The organism is Wolbachia endosymbiont of Glossina morsitans morsitans (assembly GCF_000689175.1).
GTDB classification, from domain to species: Bacteria; Pseudomonadota; Alphaproteobacteria; order Rickettsiales; family Anaplasmataceae; genus Wolbachia; species Wolbachia pipientis.
This window is the reverse complement of sequence record NZ_AWUH01000030.1, coordinates 1-7,410: the sequence shown is the minus strand read 5'-3', so window position 1 is coordinate 7,410 and position 7,410 is coordinate 1. Positions and strand designations below refer to the sequence as shown.

Sequence of the window (7,410 nt, the reverse complement as noted above, 5' to 3'; positions counted from 1 at the left end):
CCTCTCTTTGCTCTCCACTTACTACACTTTTTGGCAATTCGTATTGTTTTATTGCAGGCTGTTCTGCTTTGTTTATATGGCCTATCAAGTCTGCTTTTGTTATTCTATCTCCCATGCCAGTTCATTTGACACTTTCTTTGCTGATTGCAGTCAGTCTGGTTAGTCTGGTTACCTTAATTAGAAGCTTAGCTTTAACTTTAAATGGACTACTCAACCGTGGCAGACTTAGCTAAATTGCTTGGACAATCTGCATCTAACCCTTTTTTTGCTGCAGTAAAGTAAGCAAGGAATTGCATAGCAACACTGTAAATGATTGGAGAGATAAAATTATCAGTGTCTGGAAGTTGCACCACATATGCGCAAACTCCCCTTAGGAATGGCGCTCCTTGCTTATCACTGAAGGCAATTACTTTGCCTTTTCTTGCACTAATCTCTTGTATATTAGATAGCGTTTTAAAGGATAAATCATCATAAGGGATAATTGATATAACACGCACAGTAGAGTCTATTAAAGCAATAGAACCGTGCTTCATTTCTCCCGCTGCAATGCCAGTTGTATTGATGTATGAAAGCTCTTTTATCTTCAATGTGCCTTCCATTGCAACTCTGTATGAACTTCCTCTGCCGATTAAAATAACGTTGTTGTGTTCTAATATACTGCCCGATATATGTTGTATTTTCATCACATTCAAAATGTGCTCAACATACTCGGGAATAGAATTGATAGCACTGCTTAGCTGTTTTATTCTCTCTCTACCCAGTATACCTCTTATTTTACCAAGCTCCACGGCAAAGCATGCTAAAGTCGCAAGATGCGCAGAAAAGGTTTTTGTTGAAGCAACACCAATTTCTTGCCCAGCAAGAGTATGTAACATAATATCTGAGATCTTTTCAATGCTGCTGCTAAATGTATTAGTTATACTTATGATTATTTGCTTCTGTGATTTCGCATAATGTAGCCCTTCTATGGTATCTGCAGTTCCGCCAGATTGAGAGATAAATAACTTAATGCTGCCTTCTTCCAGCTTGACGTTGCTATACCTAAATTCTGATGAGATTTCTAGATGTACTCGAACTTGAGCGACACTTTCCAGCCAATGCTTTGCTACTAGCCCAGCAAAATAAGATGATCCGCATCCAACTGTAGTAATGTAACTCAACTCAGAAAACAATTTTTTATTAGCAAATATTACCTCTTTATATTGCTTGTAAAATTGATTTATTGTCTTGTTTAATGCACGCGGTTGCTCAAAAATCTCTTTTAACATGAAGCTAGGGTAACCATTTTTGCTAATTAGAAAATCACTCGGACTACTATTTTCTATACTGCGTTTAACTTGTGTACCATTGTTGTATATACTAACTCCACTAGATTTTATTACTGCAATGTCATTATCTTCCAAATGCGATATTCTTTCCACAAATTTACTTAAAGCTTGAGAGTCAGATGCAGCAAACACTGTGTTACAGTTATAGCCTATTGCTAAAGGCAAATTTCTCTTCGCAACAAATAAGGCGTCTGGATATTCTGCAAATAATAAGACCAAGGCAAATGAGCCATGTAAGTTGTTTAAACACTTAAATAGAGAATCAACTGGCGACAATCCTTCATCAAGATATAAGGTTAGCATGTTTGGTATGATCTCTGTGTCAGTGTCAGTATGGAATGACATTCCCCTTTCTTCTAGACCCTTTTTTAGCAGATTGTAATTCTCAATTATGCCGTTATGAGCAACAACAACATTATTTGTACGAATGGGGTGAGCATTTTTAAGGCCTGGGACTCCATGTGTAGCCCAGCGAGTATGTGCTATACCAACTGTACTGTGAGACATCTTGCTGTCATCAACAACTTCACATAACCTTTCGACTTTACCTTCTGATTTTTTGACTTCTATCTCGCCTTCGTTATTTATGATTGCTATACCTGAAGAGTCATATCCCCTATAGTCCAATTTGTGTAACCCAGTTAGTAAAGTTGGTATTACTGAATCACCGCTACTTACTACACCAAATATTCCGCACACAAATGGATCACCAAATGAACTTCCTTTTAAAGTTATGTAGCATTTTTGCCTTTATCATCTTTTCCATTTTTACTTTCCTCTGGTGGTTGATTTTTATTCTTTTTATCACTCTTTTCGATTTTGCTTTTTCCATTGGTTTAGCTGCTACTTTTTGAGTTTCTTTGCTTAAAACCTCAGATATAGCGGACTTTAGAACTTTTATCTCAATTTTTTGCACGATAAAGATAATATTTCATTTTTCTATGTTCTTTTAGTTTTTTTTTGTTGTGGGCGCATAATGAGAAAATAAAATAACAAATATTAAAATCAATGGAATAAAACTAGTAAAAGATGCGCTGATACTTGATGCAGTGCTAGTTGCGTCTGCTGCAAAAACTTCAGAAACGAACATATTTAATCCTAAATGTTAATAAAAAACGAAAAAAAATAAATCTATTTAAGTATTAATTGCAATACCATACCATGTCAAGTGTGATGGAAGCATTTCTCAATACTGGTTGCGACTTTTAAATTATGCTAAAACTAATATGGCGGGAGTGATAAGAGTTGAACTCACGACCTCATGCGTGACCGGCATGCGCTCTAACCAACTGAGCTACACCCCCCTAATTTCTTTTTGGCGTTTTTGGGTTTCAACTTTAAAGCTAATAAAAATGTTGCCCTTTGTCAATATTTTTTGTTTGCGCTTTGCTGTCTTTTCTATTACTATGTAGATAATTTAATTTCACACATGGCTTGTACAAGTAGTGCCATTGGGGTTATGCCGTGGAAGATAAACTATTTGGAGGAATGATATATGACAAATTTGCCTAGAGTCACTGTGCGTGATTTAGCTGAATCTGGTGTACATTTTGGTCACAAAATTAGTCGCTGGAACGCAAAAATGGCTCCATACATATATGGGGTGCATCAAGAAAATCGTATACATATAATTGATTTGCGAAAAACACTACCATTGCTACAGGTGGCCATGAAGGCTTTATATGACGTTGTATTTCAAGGTGGTCGCATTCTATTTGTTGGTACGAAGTTTCAAGCTTTTGATATTATTGCAAGTGAAGCGATTCGTTGTGGTCAATATTATGTGAATCATCGTTGGCTTGGTGGTATGCTTACTAATTGGGGCACTGTTTCTTCTTCGATAAAAACCTTGATGCAATATGAGAAAATATTAAATGACGAGGATAGCATTTTAACAAAGAAAGAATTGGGAAACATTGAAAAGAAAAAGCAAAAGCTTGATAAGGCGCTTGGCGGTATTAGAGAAATGGGAGCAATTCCTGATATCTTATTCATCATTGACACTAATAAAGAGCATATAGCGGTTAAGGAGGCTAAGAAGTTAGGAATTCCAATAGTTGCAATACTTGATACTAATTCTGATCCAGATGGTATTACTTATCTAATACCTGGAAATGATGACTCAAGAAAGTCAATAGAGCTCTATTGTAAATTAGCTACCGACTCTATATTAGCTGGAATAGAGTCTAGTCTAGCAAAATCTGGAGTTAAGATTGATGATATAAGGGGTGATGAGTTTATTCAAGAAAGAGAAGATGGTATTGTGCAAACTAAAAGGAGACGTAGTAAAGTTTACAAAGAAGAAGAAAGGGAGGTAGTAACAAATGAAGATGAATCCAGATGATATAAGAGAATTACGTGATAGAACAGGGCTTGGCTTAAGTGACTGTAAAAAAGCATTGGAAAAATGTGATGGTGACATCAAGAAAGCCGTTGATAAGTTACGTACAATAGGTTTTGCTAAAGCTGACAAAAAGTCTGATAGAATAGCTTCAGATGGACCCGTTGCTATGTGTTTGAATGAAAATTATGGTGCATTGGTTGAACTCAATTGCGAAACAGATTTTGTTGCAAGGAATGAGAAATTTATAAAGTTAGTTTCAAATTTAGCATCAATTGCTCATCAAGAACGCTGTACTAGCGTCGATTAGTTAAAAAATGCCAAATATGAAGGCATTGGCACAGTGCAGGAAGCTATTATAAATGGTACATCAGTTCCTGGTGAGAAGCTAGAGCTAAGCAAGCTTTGTTACTTAGAAGCTAAGGACGGAGTTATTGCCATTTTTTACTACAGATACAACTGCAGCCTTACGTGCTGTTGAAATGAACTGTGATGTTATTCTAAAGGGTACGCAAGTAAATGGTGTACACTCCCCTGATCCGAAAAAAAATGAGGATGCTGTAATGTATGGTAGGCTTTCTTACGCGGATTTATTGACTTGTGATTTAAAAGTTATGGATGCATCAGCAATTTCACTTGCTCGTGAGAATTCTATTCCAATTATAGTTTTTTCTTTGAAGGGAGAAAAAATAGTCAATATTATTAAGGGTCAAGGTACTTATACTATAGTTTCAGATTGTAAACATTAGGTAGTTTATGTTAAATGAAATAAAAACTAAAACAAAGGACAGGATGCTAAAAACTATTCAGTCCTTTCATGATGATATCAAAGGTGTACGCACTGGTAGAGCTAGCGCATCGTTGCTTGATGGTATAGTTGTAAATATCTATGGTGGACATCAAAAGTTAAATCAGGTTGCAGGTGTTTCGGTTATAGATAACAAAACTCTATCAATTAAAATTTGGGATATTAATGTTGTCGGTGAAGTGAAAAATGCTATATTAAATGCCAACTTGAATTTAAATCCTGTTGTTGAGGGCAATACCATACGTATAGCTCTTCCGGACTTAACACAAGAAACCCGTGAAAAATTAGTGAAATTATTGCATCAGTTTGCTGAAAATGCACGGATTGCCATTAGAAATATACGTAGAGATATTATGGAAGAAACAGAAAAAATGAAGGAAAATAAAGAAATCTCAGAAGATGATTTTCATGGTGCTAAAAAGGAAATACAAAATATTACTGATAATAATATAAAAAAAATTGATGGTGAATTGTCCATCAAAGAAAAGGATATACTGAATCACTAAATGATATGGAGAAAGCTTACATAGCAAATGATGTCATTCCAGTGTTTGACACTGGAATCCAGTCTTTACTATACAACTATCTGATGCACTTGTTTGAAATCAAATTTCCTGGATCCCAGTGTCGGAGCACTGGGATGACACCAATTTTGCATTCAAGTATCAACTATTGGTGTCACTACAGTAACTCTCTTCCTGTCATGCAAGTAGCTGACACCTTCCAGGTGTCCATTGAAATCCAAAAAATTTTCACTCAAGTCAAAATTAGGTTAAATTTAAATGTTGAATCAAGAATCTTTACCGAAACATTTAGCAATTATTATGGATGGTAATGGTAGATGGGCGAACAATCAAGGAAAGGTAAAAATTGATGGTTATAAAAGGGGCAGTGAAGTTGCATACGATATTGCCAAGTATTGTACGGACCTAACCATACCCTACTTAACTTTGTATGCATTCTCTATGGAGAATTGGCTTAGACCCAAAAACGAAACTGACTGTCTATTTGATTTATTTTACTCTGTTTTAACTAATGAAGATAAAGTCAATTTCATTTGCAACTGTAACATTAAGTTGAATTTTATTGGCAATTTAAGTCTGTTATCCAGTAAAATATTGGATCAAATTAAAAAAGCAGAAGAAATGACACATAAGAACGATGGTTTATTACTCACTGTGGCAGTCAGTTACGGAGCAAAGCAAGAAATTACACAAGCTATAAGCAATATTATAAAAGAAAATATTGCTTATGTATCAGAAGAGGAATTTGAAAAATTTCTGTATACTAAAGATTTGCCAGAATTGGATTTATTAATTCGCGCTGGCGGCGAAAAAAGGTTAAGCAACTTTTTATTATGGCAAGCAGCTTATGCTGAATTGTATTTTTGTGATACTTTATGGCCTGATTTTTCTTGTCAAGATTTGAGTAAAGCATTAGAAGATTATACAAAAAGAGAGAAAAAATATGGTAGATAATAATTTTATAATTAGAATGTTGTCCTCAATAGTAATATTATTCATATTTTCCTTTGCTACATATTTTAGTGATTTATCGTTTTACCTATTGATTTTTTCAATAGCGGTTTTATCTTCTTTTGAATGGTATAATCTAACCCAAGGAAATAAAATTTTATACGTTTTTGCATTATTATTGATTGCACTACCAAGCGCCTCATTAATATATTTATATAATCTACCACAGGGAAAATACGCATTAGTATGGTTCGTCTTAACCATTTGGGGAATTGACGTTACTGCCTACCTATTTGGCAAGAATTTTGGTGGAGCTAAAATTTGCCCAATTCTTAGCCCTGGAAAAACTTGGACAGGACTTCTTGGTGCGATTTTAGCTGGAGTAGTGTGCACAATTTTTGGATCAATATTTTTTGGTCTATTTTCAATTTTTTATTCTCCAATCATTGGCCTTGCAATTGCTATTCTAGCGCAACTTGGCGATTTCACTGAGTCGCTTGTTAAAAGAGCTTACGGTGTTAAAGATAGTGGAAATATGATACCTGGCCATGGGGGAGTGCTCGACCGTATGGACAGTTTCATTTTTACTGCCCCTCTTATTGCTATTTACATAAGCTAAGTCTGCAGAAGTGCCATTAGAGCTCATCCCTAGTCAGCTCCCCAACCGCTTCCACAGTACAGTCATGGACAAACGTCTTTTCACAATAAGGGCAGGCTATTTCCTCTTCTTCTCCCATATCTAAATATATTAATGGATGGCCAGAACCCTCATCATTCTCATCACCATGACAACAAACTTTTCTATTATTAACCCTCACTTTTGACATGCTACTCCTTTAGCTTATAACATTTTATATATTAAATATACCTATCCAGAAATAAAAAACAACAAGCACTATTCTCCATTTTTTATCCTATTCAGGTTAATCAATTCGCTTTGAACGCCTTTTGATACAAATTTGCTAACATCTTCTCCTAATCTTGCTATTTCCTTTACAAAACTTGATGAGATAAATTGAGTATCTTCAGAAGCGGGAAGAAATATGGTTTCGATTTCAGGAAGAAGTTTATAATTTACCCAACTCATTTGAAACTCGTAATCAAAATCCGACACTGCCCTTAATCCTCTAATAATAACAGAAGCATTCTGCTCTTTGGCAAACTTCACTAGCAACCCATTAAAAGACATAACATCTGCATCAATTCCTAGTCCTTTGATTTCATTTTCAGCCATGCTTGTGCGTAGCTTTGTGTCAAAGGCAGTATGCTTATTAACGTTTTCTGCAACTCCTATTATTAATTTATCGACCAGTTTACACGCTCTTTTGATTATGTCAATATGCCCAAAAGTTATAGGGTCAAATGTGCCAGGGTAGATTCCTATTTTGTCATTAATGTTCATCCTTTATTTTTATAAACTACTTTAAAAACTTTTGATAGACATAATAACATTTTTTA

General features: G+C 35.1%; 8 protein-coding genes, 1 tRNA gene and 3 pseudogenes. 7 read left to right on the top strand and 5 right to left on the bottom strand.

All coding sequences use genetic code 11. From position 1 onward, the window contains the following. The 3 genes and pseudogenes from WGMM_RS07185 to WGMM_RS00895 all read right to left on the bottom strand — a co-directional run. Nucleotides 1-148: pseudogene (locus WGMM_RS07185) on the bottom strand (dihydrolipoyllysine succinyltransferase); the annotation flags it as partial. A gap of 58 nt (nucleotides 149-206) precedes the next feature. Continuing rightward, a complete protein-coding gene (gene glmS, locus WGMM_RS00905) occupies nucleotides 207-2,027 on the bottom strand; it encodes a glutamine--fructose-6-phosphate transaminase (isomerizing) (RefSeq protein WP_038248592.1) in 1,821 nt (606 codons plus the stop codon). Nucleotides 2,028-2,555: 528 nt separating this feature from the next. Continuing rightward, nucleotides 2,556-2,632: transfer RNA gene (locus WGMM_RS00895), tRNA-Asp, on the bottom strand. Nucleotides 2,633-2,823: 191 nt separating this feature from the next. On the opposite strand from WGMM_RS00895, the gene rpsB reads away from it, so the two are divergent. From rpsB to WGMM_RS00865, 7 genes and pseudogenes are all read left to right on the top strand, one after another. After that, nucleotides 2,824-3,672, top strand: coding sequence for a 30S ribosomal protein S2 (gene rpsB / locus WGMM_RS00890; protein WP_038248589.1), 849 nt, complete (start codon nucleotides 2,824-2,826; stop codon nucleotides 3,670-3,672). Continuing rightward, a pseudogene (tsf, locus tag WGMM_RS00885) lies at nucleotides 3,653-4,108 on the top strand (translation elongation factor Ts); the annotation flags it as partial. The gene rpsB and the pseudogene tsf, both read left to right, overlap by 20 nt. After that, a pseudogene (locus WGMM_RS00880) lies at nucleotides 4,107-4,418 on the top strand (amino acid kinase family protein); the annotation flags it as partial. The pseudogenes tsf and WGMM_RS00880, both read left to right, overlap by 2 nt. 7 nt (nucleotides 4,419-4,425) lie before the next feature. Beyond that, the gene (gene frr, locus WGMM_RS00875) at nucleotides 4,426-4,983 is read left to right on the top strand and encodes a ribosome recycling factor (protein WP_038248586.1); all 558 of its coding nucleotides are present in this window, start codon (nucleotides 4,426-4,428) and stop codon (nucleotides 4,981-4,983) included. 5 nt (nucleotides 4,984-4,988) lie between these two features. Further along, nucleotides 4,989-5,312, top strand: coding sequence for a hypothetical protein (locus tag WGMM_RS07295; RefSeq protein WP_410543198.1), 324 nt, complete (start codon nucleotides 4,989-4,991; stop codon nucleotides 5,310-5,312). Then, on the top strand, nucleotides 5,260-5,955 hold the full coding sequence (gene uppS, locus WGMM_RS00870; RefSeq protein ID WP_038248584.1) for a polyprenyl diphosphate synthase: 696 nt from the start codon (nucleotides 5,260-5,262) through the stop codon (nucleotides 5,953-5,955). Before WGMM_RS07295 ends, uppS begins: the two co-directional genes overlap by 53 nt. Continuing rightward, a complete protein-coding gene (locus WGMM_RS00865; RefSeq protein WP_015589049.1) occupies nucleotides 5,945-6,571 on the top strand; it encodes a phosphatidate cytidylyltransferase in 627 nt (208 codons plus the stop codon). The genes uppS and WGMM_RS00865 overlap by 11 nt, the downstream gene beginning before the upstream one ends. 16 nt (nucleotides 6,572-6,587) lie before the next feature. Here WGMM_RS00865 and WGMM_RS00860 read toward each other — a convergent pair whose 3' ends face one another. Together WGMM_RS00860 and coaD are read right to left on the bottom strand one after the other, a co-directional pair. Next, nucleotides 6,588-6,779, bottom strand: coding sequence for a zinc-finger domain-containing protein (locus WGMM_RS00860; protein WP_006279326.1), 192 nt, complete (start codon nucleotides 6,777-6,779; stop codon nucleotides 6,588-6,590). Nucleotides 6,780-6,847: 68 nt separating this feature from the next. Further along, nucleotides 6,848-7,354 carry a pantetheine-phosphate adenylyltransferase gene (gene coaD / locus WGMM_RS00855; protein WP_038248581.1) on the bottom strand — a complete coding sequence of 169 codons (507 nt, stop codon included), beginning with the start codon at nucleotides 7,352-7,354 and terminating at the stop codon, nucleotides 6,848-6,850. Nucleotides 7,355-7,410 lie beyond the last annotated feature (56 nt).